This is a genomic window from Nitrospirota bacterium (assembly GCA_016207885.1).
Classification (GTDB): Bacteria; Nitrospirota; Thermodesulfovibrionia; order UBA6902; family UBA6902; genus JACQZG01.
Window position 1 is genome coordinate 31074 of record JACQZE010000023.1, and the last position, 23249, is coordinate 54322.

At 47.2% G+C, this 23249-nt stretch carries 20 protein-coding genes; 5 read left to right on the plus strand and 15 right to left on the minus strand.

The window, feature by feature from the left end; all coding sequences use genetic code 11:
* Positions 1 to 86: 86 nt before the first annotated feature.
* From ruvA to HY807_10155, 7 genes are all read right to left on the minus strand, one after another.
* Entirely contained in the window at positions 87 to 668 is a 582-nt protein-coding gene (ruvA, locus tag HY807_10125; GenBank protein MBI4826756.1) for a Holliday junction branch migration protein RuvA, read from the minus strand.
* Between the two features lie 16 nt (positions 669 to 684).
* Positions 685 to 1173, minus strand: a complete 489-nt coding sequence (ruvC, locus tag HY807_10130) for a crossover junction endodeoxyribonuclease RuvC (GenBank protein MBI4826757.1) — start codon at positions 1171 to 1173, stop codon at positions 685 to 687.
* Positions 1173 to 1919, minus strand: coding sequence for a YebC/PmpR family DNA-binding transcriptional regulator (locus HY807_10135; protein ID MBI4826758.1), 747 nt, complete (start codon positions 1917 to 1919; stop codon positions 1173 to 1175). The genes ruvC and HY807_10135 overlap by 1 nt, the downstream gene beginning before the upstream one ends.
* 143 nt (positions 1920 to 2062) lie before the next feature.
* Positions 2063 to 3634: a hypothetical protein gene (locus HY807_10140; protein MBI4826759.1), complete on the minus strand. Its 1572-nt coding sequence runs from the start codon at positions 3632 to 3634 to the stop codon at positions 2063 to 2065.
* A 659-nt stretch (positions 3635 to 4293) separates the two neighbouring features.
* A complete protein-coding gene (gene lolA, locus HY807_10145; protein MBI4826760.1) occupies positions 4294 to 4953 on the minus strand; it encodes an outer membrane lipoprotein chaperone LolA in 660 nt (219 codons plus the stop codon).
* Positions 4950 to 7097: a DNA translocase FtsK 4TM domain-containing protein gene (locus HY807_10150; GenBank protein ID MBI4826761.1), complete on the minus strand. Its 2148-nt coding sequence runs from the start codon at positions 7095 to 7097 to the stop codon at positions 4950 to 4952. The genes lolA and HY807_10150 overlap by 4 nt, the downstream gene beginning before the upstream one ends.
* Positions 7076 to 7873, minus strand: a complete 798-nt coding sequence (locus HY807_10155; protein MBI4826762.1) for an undecaprenyl-diphosphate phosphatase — start codon at positions 7871 to 7873, stop codon at positions 7076 to 7078. Before HY807_10155 ends, HY807_10150 begins: the two co-directional genes overlap by 22 nt.
* A gap of 55 nt (positions 7874 to 7928) precedes the next feature.
* Here HY807_10155 and HY807_10160 point away from each other — a divergent pair, with 55 nt between their 5' ends.
* The 3 genes from HY807_10160 (at position 7929) to pyrE (ending at position 9279) form a co-directional block, all read left to right on the plus strand.
* Entirely contained in the window at positions 7929 to 8192 is a 264-nt protein-coding gene (locus HY807_10160) for an AtpZ/AtpI family protein (GenBank protein ID MBI4826763.1), read from the plus strand.
* The gene (locus HY807_10165) at positions 8189 to 8542 is read left to right on the plus strand and encodes a hypothetical protein (protein MBI4826764.1); all 354 of its coding nucleotides are present in this window, start codon (positions 8189 to 8191) and stop codon (positions 8540 to 8542) included. The genes HY807_10160 and HY807_10165 overlap by 4 nt, the downstream gene beginning before the upstream one ends.
* Positions 8543 to 8694: 152 nt before the next feature.
* Positions 8695 to 9279, plus strand: coding sequence for an orotate phosphoribosyltransferase (pyrE, locus tag HY807_10170; GenBank protein ID MBI4826765.1), 585 nt, complete (start codon positions 8695 to 8697; stop codon positions 9277 to 9279).
* Positions 9280 to 9403: 124 nt separating this feature from the next.
* Here the strand turns inward: pyrE and HY807_10175 are convergent, their stop codons facing one another.
* Together HY807_10175 and HY807_10180 are read right to left on the minus strand one after the other, a co-directional pair.
* Positions 9404 to 10252 (minus strand): ABC transporter permease, encoded by an 849-nt coding sequence (locus HY807_10175; GenBank protein MBI4826766.1) that lies wholly within the window; start codon positions 10250 to 10252, stop codon positions 9404 to 9406.
* Positions 10253 to 10266: 14 nt separating this feature from the next.
* Entirely contained in the window at positions 10267 to 11265 is a 999-nt protein-coding gene (locus HY807_10180) for an ABC transporter permease (GenBank protein ID MBI4826767.1), read from the minus strand.
* A 108-nt stretch (positions 11266 to 11373) separates the two neighbouring features.
* Here HY807_10180 and HY807_10185 point away from each other — a divergent pair, with 108 nt between their 5' ends.
* Complete coding sequence (locus tag HY807_10185) at positions 11374 to 12111, plus strand: 1-acyl-sn-glycerol-3-phosphate acyltransferase (GenBank protein MBI4826768.1); 738 nt, start codon at positions 11374 to 11376, stop codon at positions 12109 to 12111.
* A 58-nt stretch (positions 12112 to 12169) separates the two neighbouring features.
* On the opposite strand, the gene HY807_10190 is transcribed toward HY807_10185, so the two are convergent.
* The 5 genes from HY807_10190 to purL all read right to left on the minus strand — a co-directional run bounded on the left by HY807_10190 (position 12170) and on the right by purL (position 20152).
* Positions 12170 to 12565, minus strand: coding sequence for a hypothetical protein (locus HY807_10190; GenBank protein MBI4826769.1), 396 nt, complete (start codon positions 12563 to 12565; stop codon positions 12170 to 12172).
* Complete coding sequence (locus tag HY807_10195; protein ID MBI4826770.1) at positions 12552 to 12827, minus strand: hypothetical protein; 276 nt, start codon at positions 12825 to 12827, stop codon at positions 12552 to 12554. The genes HY807_10190 and HY807_10195 overlap by 14 nt, the downstream gene beginning before the upstream one ends.
* A 104-nt stretch (positions 12828 to 12931) precedes the next feature.
* The gene (locus HY807_10200; GenBank protein MBI4826771.1) at positions 12932 to 14608 is read right to left on the minus strand and encodes a peptide-binding protein; all 1677 of its coding nucleotides are present in this window, start codon (positions 14606 to 14608) and stop codon (positions 12932 to 12934) included.
* 20 nt (positions 14609 to 14628) lie between these two features.
* Complete coding sequence (locus HY807_10205; protein ID MBI4826772.1) at positions 14629 to 16035, minus strand: amidophosphoribosyltransferase; 1407 nt, start codon at positions 16033 to 16035, stop codon at positions 14629 to 14631.
* A 130-nt stretch (positions 16036 to 16165) separates the two neighbouring features.
* Positions 16166 to 20152 carry a phosphoribosylformylglycinamidine synthase gene (purL, locus tag HY807_10210; GenBank protein ID MBI4826773.1) on the minus strand — a complete coding sequence of 1329 codons (3987 nt, stop codon included), beginning with the start codon at positions 20150 to 20152 and terminating at the stop codon, positions 16166 to 16168.
* Positions 20153 to 20405: 253 nt separating this feature from the next.
* On the opposite strand from purL, the gene HY807_10215 reads away from it, so the two are divergent.
* Positions 20406 to 20966 (plus strand): hypothetical protein, encoded by a 561-nt coding sequence (locus HY807_10215; protein MBI4826774.1) that lies wholly within the window; start codon positions 20406 to 20408, stop codon positions 20964 to 20966.
* 17 nt (positions 20967 to 20983) lie between these two features.
* Here the strand turns inward: HY807_10215 and rnr are convergent, their stop codons facing one another.
* Entirely contained in the window at positions 20984 to 23110 is a 2127-nt protein-coding gene (gene rnr, locus HY807_10220) for a ribonuclease R (GenBank protein ID MBI4826775.1), read from the minus strand.
* Positions 23111 to 23249: the final 139 nt, after the last annotated feature.

Here is a 23249-nt window from a genome sequence, read left to right on the forward strand (position 1 = left end):
GGAATCCTGGCTGTTATAAAGTGTTCAAGGTTTCTCCCTTTGGTCGAAATGACATTTCAATAAAAGATATCAGTCGAATTCACTATTTATTTTCTCGTCAATATTTTGAGCGCGTCTTTAATTATATCCTCAATAGACTCTGCCCCGTTGCTCAAAGCTGTTGAAACCGCATTCTCTGACAAAGACTTTTTGTACCCGAGATTTTCAAGAGCTGATACAGCGTCATCTGCAAGCGTTCCCGGCCGTGACGCATATGTACCGCTGAAGGACTGGAGCTTGCCCTTTAATTCAAGCACAAGCCTTGAGGCGGTCTTTTTGCCGAGTCCGGGTATGGTTGAGAGCAGGGCGATATCTTCATTGTATATCGCATCGGTGAACCGGCCCACCTCCATTCCCGACAATATCCCGAGGGCGAGCTTCGGGCCGACGCCGCTGATGCCGAGCAGGGTTGAAAAGACCTTGCGTTCGTCTTCTGTAATAAAGCCGAAGAGCTGAAGTGCGTCTTCCCTCACGTGTGTATATGTGTGGATGAAGACGATTTTGCCTTCATCAGGGATGTCGCCGATACTGCGCAGAGGTATCGCCACACTGTAGCCGACCCCGCTGACCTCGACAATGATGCGGTCAGGTTTTTTGCTTATGATTGTTCCCTTAAGTGATGCGATCATATTGAATTCCTGTCGCTTATTTTAACTCAAAAGAGGAATTAATGTGGCAGATAGTGAGGGCGAGGGCGTCTGATGTGTCTTCGCTCATAACAAGAGACGGCTCAAGGTTCAAAATCCTTAAGACCATCTCCTGCACCTGTCTCTTTTCAGCCCTTCCGTAACCTGTCAGAGCCATCTTTACCTCTGTCGGGTTATATTCAAAAAGCGGCATGCCGTGCTGAGCTGCAAGGAGCATGACGACCCCCCTGGTGGTGCCTAACGCCATGGAAGAGCGTATGCTTTTGTGGTAGAAGACCTTTTCCATGCAGAGGTGGGAAGGCCTGTGTTCAAGGATAATATCTTTCAGCGAGCCATAAAGTATATGGAGCCTTTCAGGAAGGGGCTTCTTTGAGCTCATCCTTATGTCGCCGGATGCAACGTATTTCGGGACGTATGGTTTTTTATTCACCGACAGGATGCCGTAGCCGCAGCAGACCGTCCCGGGGTCGATGCCGATGATATTCATTATTCTTCCATCATCTCATCCGGGATATCGAAGTTTGAATATACATTCTGCACATCGTCGTGATCTTCGAGAACATCCACAAGCTTCAGTACCTTTCTCGCGTCTGTCTCATTTAGCTTCACATAATTCTTCGGTATCTGCATGACCTTAGCGAGGCTGAACTTTATATTGTTTTTTTCAAGGTGATCCCTGACATTGGTGAAGCCTTCAGGCGAGGTCAGCACTTCATAGCTGTCCTCATCCGGGTCATTTTTTACATCATCCGCGCCTGCGTCAAGAGCCAATGTCATTAGGGTCTCTTCATCGCATTCTTTTTTATCGACGAGCAGATAGCCTTTATTCTCAAATATCCAGGACACGCTCCCTGACTCTGCCATATTTCCGTTATTCCTGCTCATGATATACCTGAGTTCGGCGATGGTCCTTGTCTTGTTGTCTGTCATCGTCTCGATGATTATCGCCGAGCCGCCCGGGCCGTACCCCTCGTATGTTATCTCTTCATACGAGACTCCCGGAAGTTCGCCTGTGCCTTTCTGTATAGCCCGCTTGATGTTGTCAGCAGGCATATTGACTCCTTTGGCATTATCAATTGCGAGCCTAAGCCTCGGGTTCATATCAGGGTTGCCGCCGCCGGCTCTTGCTGCAACGGTTATCTCTTTGGTGACCCTGGTGAATGCCTTTCCCTTCTTTGCGTCAACTATGGCCTTTTTGTGTTTTATACCGGACCATTTTGAATGTCCTGACATATACTTATCATGCTCCTTTATTATTGGAATTAGAACATGAAGATTATAAGAGAAAGGGGGATGTAAAGGCAATTGGCAAGGGCAATAAAAAAAGGCGTTCCGACGAATCGGAACGCCTTTTAGAAACTTCAATCAAGCAGGTTTTAGAACTCGAGAGTTAAACCGTGCCTTACACCATACGGATTGTCAGCACTGGTGTTATTGCCATCTGCTGTCATTGGTGTCTGGTAATCATAAGCTGAGCCTGCGAACATGTAGCCGGCCTCAACAAAGTAAACAAGGTTTGTGTCAACCTGGTATGTTACAGTTGCGTCAACTTCTGTGCCGAGAGCCTTGGAACGCTTCGGGCCGCCGTTAGCATCGGTTGCGCCATTGATATTAACACCCTTTGCTGCCCTGAGGTAGAATATGTCAAGGCCTGCTGTAAGGTCAGGTGATACCTTTGCATCTGCGCCGACATTGATATACCATGTGTTTGCGATACCTGCTTTGCTGCATGATACACCGCCGTAAGTGTTTGTAAGCGCGCATCCTGCGTTTGCTATCTTATCGTCATAGAGGAACGCTGTCTTTCTTACGCCAAGCTGTCCGCTTGAGCCGATAGTGGTCATGAAGCCTTCATACTTGTTGCCGGTCTGGGTATCAATATAGTCGCCGGTGCTGTCAACTCTGTCTTCGACCTTGTCGCCGCTGCCGTAGCCGACTTCCGCGCCTACTGAAACAGGTGAGTTCGGGACGTCAACATTTGCGCCGATGAGCCATGCATAACCTTTGTACTTTCTGTCTGAATCGTGTGTATAGCTGTTGTAGTTGGATTTTGCCTTGCCGCTCTGGATCTCAACATCTCCATAAAGCTTTACGCCTGATACAGTTGTGTCAGCCCTTAAGCCTACGTTCCAGAAGTGTAATCCTGCTGAATCATTAGAGTCGCTGCTTGTACCGCCTGTGAAATCCTGTGCATCGATGTATGTTACATCAGCGCCGAGGTTGATGCCTGCTGCTGCTGTTGTAGCGCCTAATGTGTAAGATGTTGCATCGTCATTACCTGCACTTGAAAGGCCAGAACCGGAAGCAGCAGTATTGCCCTCACCGAGTTTAGCCATGGTGAGTGATACCTCTGTGCCCTTCTGGGGAACTGTCCAGAGAACTACAGCATCATCACCGAACTTTGCGTGGTTGTAGAATACGCCGTTGCCGAGCTTGGTAAGGATGTGTCCTGCCTTAATCCCGGAAAGAACTCCGAGGAGGCCTGTGCCCTGGTGTGCTATGTAAGCCTGACGAACGGTCAAAGATGTCGGCTTGTAGTTACCATATGTGTATCCACTGTAGCTGTCTTCATAGCTTCCGAAAGTTCCGTCAGCAGCTGTGTCTGAGCCCCAGACATAGTAGTCATCACATGAATAATCACTGCAAGAACCTGATTCAAGCTCTACTACGCCCATTGTGTTCGGGCTTACTGTTGCATCAACTTTGAGCCTTATCCTTGAATCATATGAACCCTTGTAATCTGCTTCTTCGCTGTTGAAATCAGAGGTGTTGTCTCTGAAGTCGCCTCTTATTCTGATAGAACCGCTCAGGTCGATGTTAGACTTGCCTGCTTTTACGAGCTTCGGTGTGTACTCATAGCCCTCATTTGCTGCGTGTCCGGCAAATGCGAATGTGCCGAAACCTGCAACGAGAACTAAACTTAAGATCGCTACTAAAGTTTTTCTCATTTGTTTTGTTTCCTCCTTTTGATTTTGTTTGGGTTTATGAAGCTATTTTCAGATCTGCGGCTTTTGCTTATTTTTACATTGGTCGATGGTTGATCTGTGTGGTCACCTCCTGTATTTATTAGGTTTTATATGTGGTTCACTGTAATCGGCTCATTTTGAGTCATATTTTATAACATCAATTAGCCTTTTAAAGCAAGTAAAAAATCTAAATAAACTAATTAAAAATATGACCCTGCTGCACCCACATTTTAACTCTAAAGATCTCTATACTGAGAAAGAACGGTTTGTGACTATGACTATAATAAGCAAAAAACAAGCCAGATAAATAAGTTAAGAGTTAAGAGTTAAGAGTTAAGAGTTGAAAATGAATAAAATCAATAAGTTATCCTGCCTTATTGAGCAATATTTATTATTTTCCATTACTGAACCATCACTCTGTTTTGTGTTGTTTATACTATATGTAGTGATGTAAAAAAGACTCAGAGACGGAGATTACTCCTTGCCTTCTTCTTTTTCCTTGAAAACCTCAATGATACTTGTGACCTTTATCCCTGCGGCCTGCAGTGCCTTCTGGATATCTACCGCCTTTCCGTCTTCAACTTTCAGAATATAATTGCTCTTCATGACATTCCTCCTTGGTTTTATGCTGTGAACTTTTTTTAATACTCAAAGACTTCCATATCAGATGCCGGCTTGAATATAAAGACCTTGTCTTCAAGCCCTGTATTTGTGCGGACATCTTTTATCGTGATAATGACATTGTTGCCGTATATGTCAAATATGGTAAATGACTTTACGGGAAAATCGCTGCTACTTGTCTGCATCGTCAGCTCTTTTATCGAACCTATCTTGCGTTTAGGTTTAAGTTTCAAGACATCTTTCTTCTCTGTGGTTGTGATATCAAAATTAGCCCTGAGGTTCTCAAGGCTCGCCAAAAGGGCGATAGGCGCCTGGCCGTATGCATTTTCCGTGAACTTGCTCTTTACAGCCTGTTTTGCCAGTCTCTTGTGTATCCATATTGCGTCTGTTGTGATATATACCTCTTCATCCCTCGGCTCGGCATATTTCCACCTTACCATGGAGGGTTTCTTGATAAAGAAATTGCCGGAATACTTTTCTGTCCGCTCAAGGTCTGTCAGATAGCTTTCCTGCAGAAAAGAGCCGCTTATATCCTTGATCTCGCCTGCCTTCTTCTCTATCATTGATACGGTTTCATCAAGTGATGCTGCTGATGCGGCTGAACTGACAGCCAGGATGATCACAAAGAAAAAATAAATAAATGCTGAACGGTTCATATATCCTGATAACTCTTTCTTCATGAATCCCTCCCGAATACTTCCCTTGATTTACCTGCTTCTCCGGCAGGGCCCACTATGCCTTCTTCTTCCATCATCTCCATTATCCTTGCCGCCCTATTGTAACCTATCTTCATCCTTCTCTGTATATATGAGATGGATGCCTGGCCGGTTGAGAGAACGAGGTCTTTTGCCTCCTTGTAAAGCTCGTCCTGCTCTTCAAGCAGGTTTGATTCTTTCTCAGGCTCGGCGGTGAGCTCTTTGAATACGGTATAATCGGGATTGCCCTGCGCCTTTATGAAGTTTACGACGTTCCGCACCTCTTCTTCGCTTACATACGCGCCGTGCACCCTGGCGACCTTTTTGCCGGGGCTCATATAGAGCATATCTCCCTTTCCGAGTAGCTGGTCAGCGCCGTATGTGTCAAGGATTATCCTTGAGTCAAGCTTTGAAGAGACATGAAAAGCTATCCTTGAAGGGAAGTTTGCCTTTATCACGCCTGTGATGACATCAACAGACGGCCTCTGTGTCGCGAGTATCAGATGTATGCCTGAAGCGCGCGCCATCTGTGCAAGCCGGGCTATGGAGTCCTCCACCTCATGGGCGGATACGAGCATAAGGTCTGATAGCTCGTCAATTAGGACGATGATGTACGGGAGAGGTTCTCTCCGGACGTCGCCTTTTTCAGTGGCAGATATGCTTTGGGGGAGCGCGCCGCCTTTGAGTTTGGCGTTGTATGCCTCTATGTTCCTTGAGCCTGATTCCGCAAGCAGCCTGTAGCGCCGCTCCATCTCAAATACCACCTTTCTCAGCGCTGCCGAAGCCTCTTTGGAGTTTGTGACAACAGGCATGAGGAGGTGCGGTATGTCCTGATACGCGGAGAGCTCAAGCATCTTGGGGTCTATCATCAGCATCTTTACATCTGCCGGAGTCGCCCTGTAGAGGAGGCTCAGTATCATCGCGTTGATGCCGACGCTCTTGCCAGACCCTGTGGCGCCTGCGACAAGCAGGTGCGGCATCTTTGCGAGGTCGGCAACTACCGGGTTGCCGAAGATATCTTTTCCAAGCACCATCGTCAGCTTTGAGTGCGCCTTTCTGAATGTGTCTGACGCAAGTATATCCTGAAGAAATACATCCTCGCTGTCCTTGTTCGGAACCTCTATGCCTAATGTGGACTTTCCCGGTATAGGCGATATTCTCAGGCTGTTTGCCTTGAACGCCATGGCGAGGTCATCTGTGAGCGAGACGACCTTGTTTATCTTTATGCCGGGAGCGGGCTGAAATTCAAACATCGTAACTATGGGGCCGGGAGAGACATAAGTGACCCTGCCTTCGACAGAGAAGTCCAGAAGCTTCTTCTCAAGCAGTTCGGATATCTCAAGCAGTTCCTCTTTTGACGGCTTTGACTTTGAAGGCGGCGGGTCGTTTAAAAGCTCAAGTGTCGGGAGCTCGTATTTCCCGCTGACCCTGTCTGTCGGCTTCAGCTTCTTTTCAGGGTACTTAAGCGGCAGGTGCCCCTGTTTTTCAGGTATCTCAGGCAGCGGCTCCTCTTTGATGGTCGGTTGCTTCTTCTCTTTAGGCTTTTCCATCTTAAATGACGGCTTGATCACAGGTATCGAACCGGCTCCCTTTACAGTCTTATCCTTGACAGCTCTTAAAAGGTCTATGAGCGAGAAGGGTATGAGATACATGAGCGTCACTATCAAAAGCGTAATGAAGAGCAGATATGATCCTATGACAGAGAGAAGGCCGGTAGACGCATTGGTGACATAAAAACCTATAAGCCCGCCTGAAGGGTTTCCCTCGGCCTGCTTGCCTAACGCAAGGGAAAATAGCGAGGCTGAAGCGATTATCAGTAAAACGAAAATTCCCGCAAACACATAGCCCTTGCGGCCATCTGCCCTGCCTAACACTTTTTTTATTCCGTATATCATGAGGACAGCGGGGAAGAGATAAGCGCTCAGCCCCATCAACTGCAGAAGAATATCTGAAAGATAAGAGCCGAAGAGCCCGAGGGTATTATTTATTCCTCCGTGAGCGGCAGGTTTGTGGGTAAAGGCCGAAGGATCCCATGTGCTGTGGCTGAAGAGGCTGACAAGGATGATGATGCCTACAAGCAGGTATAAGATACCGGCGATCTCTTCCTTTATCCTGCCGACCTTGTCCATATGGTGAATATAATAACAAAAGCAAGTAAAAAACGATAATAAGCAAAGGGCTTGAGCGTGTGGTTCTGGAAGAAGTAAAGAAGGTATTTTATTACAAAAAAACCTGTGACCGCGGAAGCTGCGATGCCTGTAATAAATATCTTAAGATCGAACGGCTCAGGCCCAAGCAGCTTTCTTCCTTCAAGCATGCATGCCCCTGCCACGACCGGCGTGCTCAGCATAAATGAGAAGCGCGCGGCAGCCTCTCTCTTATATCCCCTTGCCATACCTGCGACTATCGTTATCCCTGACCTTGAGACTCCGGGGACAAGGGCGAAGACCTGCGCGACACCGATGAACAGGGCGTCCTTCTGGTCTATTTTGTAAAAATCAGACCTCTCTGCTGCCGGATGATATCTTTTCTCAACGAGGATCATCAAGACCGAGACAGCGCAGAGAGTGTAAATTATGATCAGTGGATCCCTGAGAGATGAAAGCCATTCATGCAGAAAGAGGCCGACTGTTACTGCGGGCAGGGTGCCTATGACCAGGTCTCTGAAGAGCCCCTCTTTTGACGGGACGCCCCTGAACATGTCTATCCAGTCTTTTCTGAAGTAATAAAGAAGCGCCATTAGTGTGCCGAAATGGAGCGCGACATCAAATGAGAGAGAATTGACGATCCCTTCCCATTTCAGAAACCAGGGCAGAAGAACGAGATGGGCTGAACTGCTTACCGGCAGAAACTCGGTCAGCCCCTGCAAGACGCCTAATATCATCGCCTGAAAAATCTCAAACATGGATGAGTATAGCAAATCCTGCTGATTTTTAAGCCCTCATTTGCTAAACTCTCTTATGGCTAAAAAACAACCTGAGGCTAAGTCCGAAAAAGGCGAGCTCTTCCGCGCACTGGGCAGCGCGAGCATGATAGGGATAAACCTTGTCACATCCACCTTTGTCGGTTTTGCCATAGGGCACTGGGTTCTGGACAGGTATCTTCATACAGAACCGTGGTTCACGATAATATTTCTCCTTCTCGGAATTGCAGCCGGGTTTAAGCATCTCTACAAAGTTGCAATGAAGCAGGGGAAAGATAATAATGAGAGTGACAAAAAATGAATCCGATATTAAAAGGCGTAATTAAAAAGAGCGGTATAATAATTCTGCCCGCGGTACTTATAGCTATCTACTTTAAATGGGATAAAGTACCGGCAGGTATACTTGCCGGAGCGGTATTCGGCATACTGAACCTGAGAGGGCTTGTAAGGTCGGTCGAAAGGTTTATCTTATCAAAGAAGATGAAGGCCATAATGATGTTCACGAGCATCTTCAGGCTCTTCGGATTGTTTGCTGTCATCTTTTATTTGATGTGGAAAAAACTGGTCAACCCGTTCGGCCTTCTTTTCGGCTTCAGTGTTGTATTCTTTCTGATACTCACAGAGGGGCTGAAGGCTGCAAATAAAGAATGAGATATTGATTCATGTATAACAAATGTCTTATGTCATTTATGTCACTCCCGCTTGTCGGGAGTCATTCAGATTCATAGATTCCGGACAAGCCGGAATGACACAACTCAGTTATTAGGGAGGATAAGATGCGCAGATACAGGTCAACAGGTGCAATGAAAAAAAGGCTCATAGAACTTATCATTTCAAGGACATTCAAATATACCGACGAGCCGACCTTCAAACTCGCCGCAGGAGGGATGAGCAATTTTTACTTCAACTGCAAACCCACCACGCTGAACGCAGAGGGTATGTATCTGATAGGCAACCTTCTCTATGAGATCATCATGAAGGATAAAAAGTGGAAGGTCAAAGGAGTAGGGGGGCTCACTCTCGGCGCAGACCCTGTTGCAAACGCCATCGCCTACACTTCATATTTAAAGGGCGAGCCGCTTGAAGCGTTTGTTGTCAGAAAGGAGCCGAAGAAGCACGGCACGATGCAGTGGGTAGAGGGGCAGGTAAAAGAAGGCGACAAGGTCTTGATCGTTGAGGATGTAATCACCACAGGCGGCTCTTCGATAAAGGCGGTCGAGAGGGCTCAAATGTGCGGGCTAAAAGTCGTCGGCGTGCTTTCACTGATAGACAGGCAGGAAGGCGGAAAAGAGGCGATAAAAAAATTAGGCATTCCGTGCAAGGCTTTACTGACAAAAGAAGATATATTTGAGGCGTTCAAGAAAGACAGATATTCCCCTCTTGCATAAAGCACCTACTTTTGGTTGACAAAGAGGGGTGAGGGGAGATTTTCTAATAATTGTAAAATCCCCCTATGTCCCTGCTTAAGGCACCTACTGTTGGCCTTTGCTAAAGTGGGATTAGTTATGGAATCTACTTTCTTCCCTGCCTGAGCCTCGGGTCAAGCGCGTCTCTCAGGCCTTCTCCGACAAGGTTATAGCTCAGGACGGTCAGCAGTATCGCGATACCGGGGAATACTGACAGCCACCATGCTATCTCGATATTATCTTTTCCCAATGTAAGAATGTTGCCCCAGCTTGGCGTGGGCGGCTGAACTCCTATGCCGAGAAAGCTGAGTGAGGACTCTACAAGTATCGCTGCTGCAACTCCGAGAACCGCGGATACAAAGACCGGAGAGAGGCTGTTCGGCATGATATGGCTGAAGATGATGCGCATGTCGCCTGCGCCGATAGCCCTTGCAGCAAGCACGAACTCCCTCTCTTTCAGGGACAAAAATTCTGCGCGCACAAGCCTTGCCACGCCCATCCATGATGTGAGCCCTATCACGATCATTATGTTCCATATGCCCGGTTCGATAAATGCGATGACAGCGAGTATCAGAAAGAATGTTGGTATGGAGAGCATGATATCAACGAACCGCATGATCAGCATGTCTGCCCACTTGCCGTAGTAGCCTGCGAGCGCGCCGAAAATTATTCCTATCAAAGTGGATATGCCGACAGCGACAAAGCCTACCTCAAGAGATATCCTGCTTCCGTAGACCATCCTTGAGAAGACATCTCTTCCCAGGTCATCAGTTCCGAGGAGATGCTCTCTGCCGGGTGCTTCGAGAATATGCCTGCTGTCAATGTCATTCGGGTCATAAGGCGCTATCACCGGCGCGAATATGGCGATGATAAAGAATATCGCAACAAGTGCCAGCCCGAATACGGCAAGCTTATGCCTGCTGAAGACGCGCCAGAATGAAGTTAATGAATTCATTATTCTCATACTTCCTATCTCGTCCTTATCCTCGGGTCTGCAAACATATAGCCGAGATCAGCCAGAAGATTTCCTATCAATGTCAGGAACGCGCCTATCGTAAGGATGCCCATGATGAGCGGATAATCCCTTGTCATTACACCCATAAAGAACATCTGCCCCATCCCCGGGATGCCGAAGATATTCTCAAAGATAACGCTTCCGCCGATGAGCCCCGGCACTGAAAGGCCGAGAAGTGTGATTATCGGAAGCACTGCGTTCTTCATCGCGTGTTTGTATATGACCTTGCTCTCAGGCAGGCCCTTTGCCCTTGCCGTTGTGATGTAGTCCTGCCTAATGACCTCAAGCATGTTGCTTCTCATATACCTTGACAGCCCAGCAAGTCCGCCGAACGAAGAGACAAATAGCGGCAGTATGAGATGTTGCGCCCTGTCCCATATCTTGCCAGGCAGCGTAAGAGAATCGTAATCCATTGACTTCACACCTGATATCGGAAGCCAGTCCAACTGTATGCCGAATAGCATCATCATCAGAAGCGCGAGCCAGAATGAAGGAATGGCAAAACCTAAAAAGACAAATGTGGTCGTGAACTTGTCGTAGAGCGAGTATTGATGCGTTGCCGAAGATACGCCTATGGGTATCGCAAAGAGGAAGATGATGAACATTGAGATCACATTTATCATGAATGTGATAAAGAGCCGCCGTTCTATAAGCGGCTGTTTCGTATCCCATATCTTATCCATCACAGGCCTTCTGTCAGTTGAGAAGGATTCGCCGAAATCAAGCTTCACGATCCTCTTGAGCCACATCCCGTACTGGACAGTTATCGGCTTGTCGAGTCCGTAATATTTTTCAAGCTTCACCCTTGCCTCAGGCGTTATCTTCGGGTTCATATCAGTGAGCATATCAGTAGGCTTGCCCGGTGCAAGGTGGATGATGAGGAACGAGAGGATCGTTATCCCGAAGAGGGTGGGTATCATCTCAAAGAGCCTTTTAATGATATAAATAAACATAGTTGTTCCGGAGAATATGATTGATATTTTACAGTGATTAGCTTAAATTAACGACATACAATTATCAACTAAGGAAGTCGGACTTCCATAGTTTGCTTTTGAACCTATATGAACAGGATACTCTCTATAATATTTATAATATTCTTCTTCGCGACTTCAGTTGTATTTTTCTTTATAGCCCTTGCGGGCTGGCTTCTTACAGTAATATTTGACAAGCGCCTTGCCACCCTGCATCAATTCATGTCCTTCTGGGGGGTATTTTATATCTGGGCGATACCCGGCTTTTCTCTCTCGATAGATGGCAGGGAGAAGGCGAGAAAGGGCGCGACATATATTATCGTATCCAACCATCAGTCGCAGCTTGATATAATGGCGGCATTCGGGCTCTTCATCCACTTTAAATGGGTCTCAAAGGCAGAGGTCTTTCGGATACCTTTCATAGGATGGGCAATGTCGCTGAACCGGTATATCAAGTTGGTGCGCTATAACAGAAAGGGTATGCTCAGGATGTTCAGGGACGCTGAGAGGACGCTTTCAAACGGAAGCTCTGTCTTCCTCTTTCCCGAGGGCACGCGTTCGGAAACCGGCATCGTCGGGACTTTCAAGTCCGGCGCGTTCGTTCTGGCAAAGAAGATGAAGCTGCCGATCCTTCCGATAGCGATAAATGGAACCGGCAGGGCATTGCCAAAGGGAAGCCTGAACTTTCACGGCAGGCATAAGATAACGGTCAGGGTGCTTGATGAGATAGCTTATGATGATTTCGCAGACATCGCGCCTGAAGAAATTGCTGCAAAGGTCAGGGACTTAATAGCCTCGAATGTTGATGAGCATAAAGAGCATGCGTAGCGTTTTGCACTGAGGTATGGGTGTGGAAGGCAGTGGCTGGATATTAAAAATATTACGGTTAGTTCCCGATTTCACTTATGTAAATCTTTTCAATTTCAGCAAGGACATCAGATAAATCTATTTGTCGGGCATCAATGATTTTACCGCCCTGAATGTGCTTATGATAAGGGAAAGTTGAGACACCTTTTGCAGATGGGTCTGGAGCATTGTCATACCTGAAGAAGAACTCTGAACTTGAACGATAGTTGTATGCATATTTATATTTTTCGATTCCTGTCCCAGTATTTTCTATGAACTCTTTAAAATCAAGAATGGAACCGTTTCTGAACTCTATTTTGCAGGAAATAAATGCTATGTCAGTTGTTTTGATGTCGATGTTCAGGTTGAATGAAGATACTATAACAAAGGAGTTGATGATGGATTCAATGTTGCGGATATAGTCATTTATACTCAAAAATTATCTCCTCAAGAGATGTTAGTCTCTCCCTTAATCTTTCAAGGGTTTCAATTTCACCTTCCCATTCTATGAGTTCCATATCATCTATTTTGCCGTAGAGGGACTCCCTGTCCAGTTTCCCGTATTTCTCCTCGAAGCTATTTAATTTTTGCTCAATATTATGTGCTGTTTTCCGAAGAATGTCAGCCTCGGTATGTATTGCACTTGTTATTTTATTCCGTGTCCAGTTGCTATCGGTTTCAATGGTAAGTTTTGTCATTATTTATCCTCCCCTGCATGTTGATGCTTAACTTATTTAAAGGGTATCACAAAGGAATATGGTATTTCAATTGAGCAGAGTGTGAATTCACATGAGATCATAATTCAAGGCTGAATACTGCTGTGCCTCTGGAGTTTCTGCGGGACGAACCATTTATTGAAGTTATAGCTTATGCCGATGGGTGTAGGTTTAATGCCCTTGAACCTTGAATGCACGATAGGCGTTGCCTCAGGCACATACAAAAACAGATAAGGCACTTCATCTGCGAGTATATCCTGTATCCTGAAGTACGATTTCTTCCTCTCCTCTATATCAAATGTCCTTCTTCCCTTCTCAAGAAGCGCGTCAACTTCAGGGTTGCTGTATGAGACGAAATTAAACTCTTTCTCGCCTGTCTTGCTTGAGTGCCAGATGTCGTACTGGTCAGGGTCGATGCCTATGCTCCATCCGAGTATGACCGCCTGAAAGCGCCTCTTGTCAATGAACTCATTAATGAATGTGCTCCACTCAACAGCCCTTATCTCTACCTTTATACCGATCTTTTTGAGCTTCTGCTGAATGATGGTAGCGGCATTCATCCTCTGCTGGTTGCCCATGTTGCTCAGTATCGTAAATTCAAAAGGCTTCCCGTCTTTATCCAGTATTCCGTCGCTGTTGGAATCGCTCCATCCTGCCTCTTTCAACAGGCTTAACGCTTTATCTTTATTGTATTCATACTTCACCGCATCAGGATTGTACGGCCATGTCTCAGGCACATAAGGCCCTGTGGCAGGCTTTCCAAGTCCGAGCAGCACCACATCAACAAGCTCTTTTTTATCTACCGCATATGCTATCGCCTTTCTTACGCGCACGTCGCTGAACAAGGGGAACTTCAGATTGAAGCCCATGTAGGTGTAGGAAAAGACGGGATAGCGGAACTTCTGAAAGTTCTTTTTGAAGAGGGCGGTCTCTGTCTGTTTTGTGTACTGTATCGGCGTGAGCCCCATCATGTCCACGCCCTGTGACTGAAGCTCAAGGAACATTGTGGCCGGGTCAGGGATTATCTTGTAAATGTATTGGTTAATATAGGGCCTTCCCTCGAAATAATCCTCGTTGGATGTCAGCCTCACATCCTGGCCGGTTGTCCATCTGCTGAACTTATACTGCCCCATGCCTATCGGATTTCTTGCAAAATCAACCTTTGTTATATCCTTGCCCTCAAGAAGGTGCTTGGGCAGGACGATCAGGTTTCCCCATGATGTGAGTGCCGGAGCAAACGGCTTTTCATATGTGGCCCTGAAGATATATTTATCCAGCACCTCGGCCTTTTTGACCTGGAGAAAATCCTCTTTGTAAGGTGTCGGTGTCTTTTCATCTATGATCGTCTTGTACCCGAACATCACATCATCTGCCGTGAACTCAACGCCGTCTGTCCATCTGACATTTTTTCTGAGATGGAATGTTATGACCAGCCCGTCAGGAGATATCTCCCATGACTCTGCAAGGTCGCCTATGACGCTCAGGTCCGTGTCGTATTTGACAAGCCCGTTAAAGATCATGCCTGCGACGCTGTGCGAGGCACTGTCTCCTGCTAACATCGGTATCAGGATGCTCGGTTCGCCTATAGAACCTTCGACGAAGGTATCACCGTAAGCCGGTTCGTATGTCTCGTTTTCGCTCACAGCAGGCGAGCGGCTCTCTGTTTCAGTAGTTTTGTTTTTGCAGCCTGAGAGGATGATCAACGATAAGACAAGACAGAAGATGGATAGAGAAAACTTTTTCCTGAGAATGCAATCACTCATGGAGTTAAACGCCGGTTCAATTAAAAGCCCTTGAAGAGCGCCATCTGCTCGGCCTTCTCCTCGGATGTCATGACAGGATAGTTATTGTCAAAACATGCGGTGCAGTAATTTTCAGGCATAGGAACAACTTTTAACAATCCTTCAATGCTCAGATATTTAAGGCTGTTCGATGTAATATACTTTTCAATCTCTTTGAGGGTGTGGGTCGCCGCGATAAGCTCGCTCCGGTTCGGGGTGTCAATGCCGTAGAAGCACGGGCCTATCGTAGGCGGGGAGCTTATCCTCATATGGACCTCTTTTGCGCCGCCGCGTTCCCTGAGCATCTTGACGATCTTCTTGCTTGTCGTTCCCCTGACTATGGAATCATCAACCACCACTATCTTTTTGCCTTCAAGCAGATCCCTCACAGGGTTCAGCTTCAGCTTCACCCCGAAATGCCTTATGGCGCCTTTCGGCTCGATGAATGTCCTTCCCACGTAATGATTCCTTACCAGTCCGAAGTCAAACGGTATGCCGCTCTCTTCCGAATAGCCGAGGGCGGCAGGCACTCCTGAATCAGGCACAGGTATGACGAGGTCTGCGTCAATCGGATGCTCTCTTGCAAGCTGGCGGCCGAACTCCTTTCTTATCCTGTTGACGTTCTGGTTTCCGAAGATGTAGCTGTCAGGCCTTGAGAAATATACAAATTCAAAGATGCAGAATGATTTCTTGGGGCAGTGAAGCGGCTTGAAAGACTGCATGCCCTTGTCATTTATAACTATCATTTCTCCGGGCTCTACATCGCGCACGTACTCAGCATCTATGAGGTTAAAGGCGCATGTCTCTGACGCAATGACATGGGCGCCGTCAAATTTGCCGATGCTCAGCGGCCTGAAGCCGTGAGGGTCTCTTACAGCGATAAGCTCTTTTGCTGACATTATCAGGATGCTGTATGCTCCGCGCAATTTGCTGAGAGCGTCAACTACACGCTCATAGTATGAGCCTGCTTTGGAGTTTGCGATAAGGTGCAGTATGACCTCGCTGTCTGAGTTTGACTGGAATATCGCTCCGTTCGCCTCAAGCTCATCTTTGAGTTCATTGGCGTTCACAAGATTTCCGTTATGCGCTATGGCAAGAGGGCCGAGGTAGAAGTTCACCATTATCGGCTGGACGTTCTTCAGCACACTTGAACCGGCGGTTGAATATCGGTTGTGGCCTATAGCCATATTTCCGGGCAGCCGCGTCAGCCGCTTCTCTGAGAATATATCAGCAACAAGGCCCATGGATTTTTCAATGTAGAGCTGCCTGGAATCTGAAGAGCAGATACCCGCGCCCTCCTGTCCCCTGTGCTGGAGCGCGTGGAGTCCGAGATAGGTGAGATTCGCTGCGTCGGTATGATTATAGATGCCCACGACCCCGCATTCGTCATGAAACTTGTCCAAAGGCAGAGAAGTGCTATCCTCAAACTGTGACGTACACTTAATTTTCTTAATTTTGTGATCCAATTTATTCCTGCAGAAACGAGTTGGTTTTGAAAAGTTAGTATAACATTTCCTTGAACCTATTCCCTAAGCCCTGTTAACTGTTCCTTTCGCACCACTCTCTTGCATTCTGGAATATCCTGAGCCACGGAGACGCCTGAAGCTTCTGCTTCCACTCCTCCGGCATCCACGGCCATTGCCATTTAAGAAATCCCCTTTCAGGGTGCGGCATCATTGCGAGGTGCCTGCCGTCAGGAGAGCAGAGGCCTGCTATGCCGTTAGTTGAACCGTTCGGGTTGAACGGGTAGGCTGCTGTTATCTCATTTGAGTCATCAACATAGCGCACCGGCGCAAGGCTCTCATCTTCGACCTTTTTAAGCATCTTCTCATCAGGGAAGTATGCCTTTCCTTCGCCATGCGCGACCCAGACGCCGAGGACAGAGCCTTCCATTCCCTTAAGCATAATAGAGTTGCCGGGAATTATCTTTACCGTAGAGAAGCGCGACTCAAAACGGCCTGAAGTGTTGTGTATGAACCTGGGCTGAATATTGTTCTCAATCCCCTGCCAGGGCACCCAGCCTAAAAGCGCCATGAGCTGGCAGCCGTTGCATATGCCGAGGCTGAATGTATCTTTTCTGTTGTAAAAATCCTGAAACTCCTTCCATACACGCTCATTGAACCTGATAACGCCTGCCCATCCCTTTGCCGAGTCAAGCACATCCGCGTAGCTGAAGCCGCCGACAAATGCGATGCCGCGAAAGTCTGAGAGCTTCACCTTTTCATTCAGAAGGTCGGTCATTGAAATATCCCACGGTTCAAAACCAGCCTGATAAAAGGCTGACGTCATCTCCCTGTCGCTGTTGCTTCCTTCTTCGCGAATGATGGCGACCTTGTATTTCTTCTCACTCTCCAGAATCCTGGAAGGCGTCTCTTCAGGTGTGAATGAAAGCTTATAATCCGGCCCGCTCCTGTCAAAATTTATCCTCTTCTCTTCATCAACACAGAGAGGATTTGTCTGTATACGGTCAAGCTGATAACTTGTCTCTTCCCATATCGCCCTTAACTTTCTCATGTCTTCATTAAGGACATATCCACCTGCTGATTTAATGGAAATATTTTTATCTTTAGTTGTCTTGCCGATAATGGAGAAAGGTATCTCTTCATTATCAAGCAGGGATATTATCATTTTCTCATCGTTCGGCAGATACTCAAATACTAATCCAAGTTCTTCTGAGAAGAGGGCCTTCAACGCATTATTCTCATTAACTCCTAACTCTATCTCGATCCCGCAGTTGCCGGAGAATGCCATCTCAAGAAGTGTTGTTATCAAGCCGCCGTCGCTTCTGTCATGGCCGGAAAGGATTAAACCTCTTGATATGAAATCCTGAACAGCGTTAAATGCCTTTCTCAGCAAAACAGGATTCACGTCAGGAGCATCGCTGCCAAGTTGTCCATAGACATGCGCCAATGAGCTGCCGCCAAGCCTGTTGTCCCCGTATCCCATATCAATGAGGAGCAGCCTGCTTTCACCGGGCCTCTTGATGTCAGGTGTTATGACCTTGGTTATATCAGGCATAGTAGCGTATGCTGAGATGACAAGCGTTCCGGGCGACTTGACCGTCTCTGTATCGCCTGCTGTATCAGTGACCATAGTTGCCATTGAGAGGCTGTCTTTGCCGCCGTCAACAGCTATGCCGAGCTTTATCATGAAGTCGCTCATCGCAACTGCTGCATCATGCAGTTTTGCGCCTTCACCGGGAAGCTTTGCCGCCCACATCCAGTTGCCCGAACACTTTATATCCTCTATGGATGATATCTTTGCCCAGGCCATATTGGTCAGCGCCTCGCCCAAACACATCCTCGCCATCGCAGCCGGGTTCAGAAGGCCTTTGATTGGCTGTTCTCCTATTGATAAAGCAGCGCCTGTTATTCCGCTATGGCTCTGGCTGATAACAGCAACATCCGATACTGTAAGCTGCAGCGGCCCTGCGCACTGCTGGCGCGCGATGAGCCCTGTAACGCTCCTGTCCACTTTACTCGTAAGAAATCTTTTTGATCCCACCGAGACGAGCCTTAGCACCCTATCCAGCGCATCTTTGACTGTAATATCTTCAGGAAGTTTCAGCGGTTGTGGTTTTGAGAGAATGCGCTTCATCTCAAATGTCTTCTGCGGCATATGGCCGAGAACTTTTTCAAGGTCAAGGTTTACAGGGGTGCTATTGTCATTGTCATCATAAAGTACTATCTTACCGTCGCCTGTTATCCTGCCGATGAAAGCGTAAGGCACCTTCTCACGTGCGCAGAGATCGTCAAAAAGGCCCGCATCCGAAGACCTCAGAAGCAGGGCGTTCTGTTCCTGATACTCCGCGCCCCATATCTCAAGCACAGAGAGCGTCTCGTCACCGACCTGTATCTTTCTCACATCTATCTTTGCGCCTGCCGGGTAGATTATCTCTTTCACGACATTGCAGTTTCCGCCTGCGCCCTGGTCGTGAATGCTGACTATCGGGTTTCGGTCGCCCATCTCCACGCATGCGCGCAGGACACGGTTCATCTTCTGCTCCATCTCTGCATCGCCGCGCTGAACTGCGTTAAAATCAAGCTCTTCAGCGTTTTCACCCTGTATCATGCTTGACGCAGCTCCGCCGCCGATGCCGATGCGATAAGCAGGGCCGCCGATCTTTACCACGCACATGCTCTTTTCAGGCTCGCCCTTTTTAACATGGCTTGAGCTCATCTGGCCAATGCCTGCTGTGAACATTATCGGCTTCAGCCACTCTGAACGTTCACCGTTTGGCAGCCTCATGCCGAATGAACGGGTAAAGCCCTGAATAAGAGGCTCGCCGAATTTATTGCCGTAATCAGATGCCCCGTTGCTCGCCTGTATCTCTATATCAAGGGGCGACGCAAGGTTCTTCGGATATGTGAAGCCTTTATCTTCCCAAGGCAGTTCATAGCCCGGAATATGCAGGTTTCCTACACAATACGCCGCTGTGCCTGCGCCGACAAGGCCGCCCCTGCCTGTTCCCTGTATGTCCCTGAGCCTTCCGCCCGTGCCTGTCTCAGCGCCGGGAAAAGGAGCGATGCCGCTTGGGAAGTTATGCGTCTCAGCCGTAAAGATAATGTCGTAATTGAGACTCTCTTTTCTGAAGCGTGAGGGACTCCCCGGTTTTTCAGGGGTTATCGTCGTGATCTCATAGCCTTTGATAGAGCTTGAGTTGTCATTGAATGCGATAACGCTGTTTCCGGGTTTCCACTTCAGCGGCCTCATCACCAGTTCGATGAGCGTGTGAGGTATCTCTTCCCCGTCGATCTTCAGCAGCCCTTTAAAGAACCAGTGCCTTGAATGCTCGCTGTTGGACTGGCTCAGGTCAAAGCACTCGACATTGGTCGGGTTTCTTCCTATATCATTCACAAAGAGGTTGTAATAATAATCAATGTCCCAGTCATCCAGCCCGAGCCCCATCTTTCGGTTGATCTTCTCAAGCGCTGATTTGCCCTCTTCAATGAATGGTATCTCAAATACCGGTTCAGGTTTGATCCCTGTCTCAAATGTCTTGAGCTGTTCGGGATAAGGGCACTCGGTCATTCTGTCGTAGAATAATGAAGAGTGGAGGGTTGTGAGTGAAGAGAGTAAACCCCTCCCATCCTCCCCTTGGCAAGGGGAGGAGCAAGGTGGGGTTCCCTCCCCTAAAATAAATTCAAATCTCCTTGAGCGTTCAATTCGTTTTATCTTCTTCAGCCCGCACGCGTGGCAGACAGATACCGCGTTTGACGACCATGCGGTTGCGAAGTTCATACGCGGGCCGACCTCCAGGATAACCCCCCTGTGTCCCCCCTTGGTAAGGTGGGAATTTAAGGTTAGAAAACTCTCATTTGAGAAATTCTCAGGTTCAAAGGTCTCAGAAAGCAGCCATGTCAGCAGCTTCATCTCTTCAGCAGAGAGTGGTTCGGATGCGTCTATGTTGAAGCAGAACTCTGTCCTTATATCCGCGATATCTGAAGATATCCTCTTCTTTACAACAGACAAAAGGTCATTTTTCTTGGCCTCGGAAAAGGCAGGGGTTCTATAAAGGTGTATCAAGCTCAATAGGGTCTCGCAATACAATGGATTTAAGGCAGACTATTTTAGCATTTTAGGGGATTGATGTCATTTTGTAGAGACTTTAGAGGTGGAATAGAGCGTAACATATAACAATCCTGGGATAATTAGAAAAAATTATGTATACCATTAGAATTTTTAACTGGACAATTTGATATTGGATGGCTATAATCGAATTAAGATAACTTATAAAATCTGTTAACTAAAATATCTAACATCTGAAAGGAGAGAGAAAATGAAGAGAAAAAAACTTTTAAACCTGACGGCTGCATTAATCGTTGCGTTGCCTGCCATTATTATAATGTCAATATATCACTCCATTGCCATTGCATATGATCCTGCTTTTTCTAGGGGTGACATGATATCCCACACCACGCCGACACCTTATGTAACTTCTAGTAGATTTACCCCCACCACAAGTCATATGACGCCAACAATAATGGTGGTCTCAAAGCAGTGGCTTGCGAATCAATTGGCTGAGAGATTCATAAAGTCAGGCCTTCAGTTCAATAGAGTTGCGAAGGTAAAGGAAGCGGATTATATACCTGATACACTAAAGTTCAAAGAATGCCTGAAGTTCCAGATGGCAACAATGGATAGATTACTCGGCGGATGCGTTATAACTTTTGATTCTGTTGAAGACTTAAATAAGCTGAAAGAGCATTATCTTGCGCTTAATGAAAAAGGCGAGTTTCACACATGGTCTTTCAGTAAAGACAATGTGCTTGTAATTCTTTCAGGTGAATTATCAGAGGAGCAGGCAAGATCATACGAGGCATCTCTATACTCGATATAAAATAAGAGGTAGTCTTTTTATCCAATTTTCCTAATCGGCGTCTTCTGAACCAGCCCCAATGTGATATCTCTCTCTTCGATATCGACCTTCTCCACTCTTACCATGACCTTGTCACCAAGGGTGAAGGTTCGTTTTGAGCGTCTGCCTTTAAGCCTGTATTTAGCCTCATCAAAGATGTAGTAATCATCACCCATGTCCGAGACATGTATGAAACCGGTTACAAAGTAATCCTGAAGCTGGACTGCCATTCCCTTTGGATTTATATTGCTCACCATTCCCTCGTACTCGTTCCCGACCTTGTCCTTCATGAACCATGCCTTCATGGCGCTGACGATCTCCCTCTCCGCTTCCATTGAGGCGCGCTCGGTCTTTGAGGATTGGAGCGCGATCTCTGCGAGATTTTTTTCAAGGAACTCCCTGCTCTTGTCTGAGAGCTTCTTCTTGTTGACGATCTCCCTGAGTACCCTGTGCACAACAAGGTCAGGATAGCGCCTTATTGGTGAGGTGAAGTGAGTGTAGCTATTTGAAGCAAGGCCGAAATGCCCGACGTTATCTTTGGAATACTTTGCCTGTTTCAGAGAGCGGAGCAGGAGCGTATTGAGGAGCGTCTCCTCGGGCAGCCCTTTTGACGCTTCAAGTATGGCGCGGAATGCCTTGACCCCTTTTGTCTTTATCTTCAGGCCGAACGCCCTGAGTATCGGCATCAGCTCATCGAGTTTATCTGTGTCAGGCTCTTCATGTATCCTGTAAAGCGACGGCACTCCCATCCCCTCAAGATATGATGCCACAGCCTCGTTCGCAGCTATCATAAACTCTTCTATCAACATATGGCTCATGTTGCGTTCCGCCCTGATGATGTCCTCAGGCGTTCCCTGTATATCAAGCAGGATGTACGGCTCAGGCAGGTCAAAGTCAAGGCTGCCGCGCTGTATCCTCATCTCTTTCAGTATCAGGTAAAGCTCCTTCATTATCTCAAAGTCCTCAAGCAGATAACCGTATTTTTTCCTCTCATCCGGGTCATTATCCACAAGGATCTTCTTTACAGAGTTATAGGTCATCCTCTCATTGCTGTTTATGATGCTTGGATAGAATTTCCTCTTTATCAGCCTGCCGTTTCTGTCAATATCCATCTCAGCTGTGAAAGCGAAACGGTCTACCTTCGGCATAAGGCTGCACAGGTTATTTGACAGCCTTTCAGGAAGCATGGGTATGACGTTCCCGGGGAAGTAGATGCTCGTGCCTCTCTCCCTTGCCTCAAGGTCGATATCCGTATCCCACGGCACATAGTGGCTGACGTCAGCGATATGCACATAGAGCTTATGGCCTTCAGGGATCTTCTTTATCGATATCGCGTCATCAAAGTCCTTTGCGTCCTCCCCGTCTATCGTTACGGTAAGAAGGCCTCTGCAGTCTACCCTGTTGTCAGGGCTTAATATCTCGCTGAAGCCCTTTGCCTCTCTTAGCACATTATCAGGAAATGCGAGCGGCAGTGAACGCTCCTCAATTATCATATCTATCTCGCGGCGCGGCTCATCCACCTCAGGCAGCACCTTCAGCACCTTTCCTTCAGGCGGCCTTGTGGCTGTCGGGTATGAGGTCAGCTCCACAAGCACGAGGTCTCCGTCTTTAGCCTTGCCCCTGTCCTTCGGCGCAATGAATACATCAAGCGGCAGCCTTCTGCCTTTGGGCTTTACATAGAAGGTGGTCTTTTCGAGATAGAGCCTGCCTATGATATTCTTCTGACCTCTTGCAAGGATCTTTAATACCGAGCCTTCTCTTCTTATGGAGCTTTCTACCCTTACTACGACACTGTCGCCTGACATGGCGCCGAGCGTCTTTCTGGGCGGTATGAATATATCCTTTTCACCTGACTTCTCAGGAATCATAAATCCGAACCCGTTCCTGTGAGCCTCAAAGATACCTGTAAGCATGTTCATCTGTTCGGCTATGCCGTAGCATCCTGTGCGCGTCCTGAATACCTTGCCTGACTGAACAAGGGATTCAAGCGTCTGGCCGAGCTTGCGTACGCCTGATTTATGAGTCCCTAACTGCTTTGCCAGTTCTTTGAGCTTAAGGGGTTTGGAGGTCTTCTTGCTGAGGTAGTTGAGGATCGATTCGCTGTCTTTTGTATTTTTAGTACTCATGTTACTAATGATTATAACAGTATCCGGCTGACAAAACTAATCAATATGAGATTATATATAATCTTTCAGTTAAGGTGTATTGAATAATTCCCCTCTTTGAAAAAGAGGGGTTAGGGGAGATTTTATAGAATGAATTTTA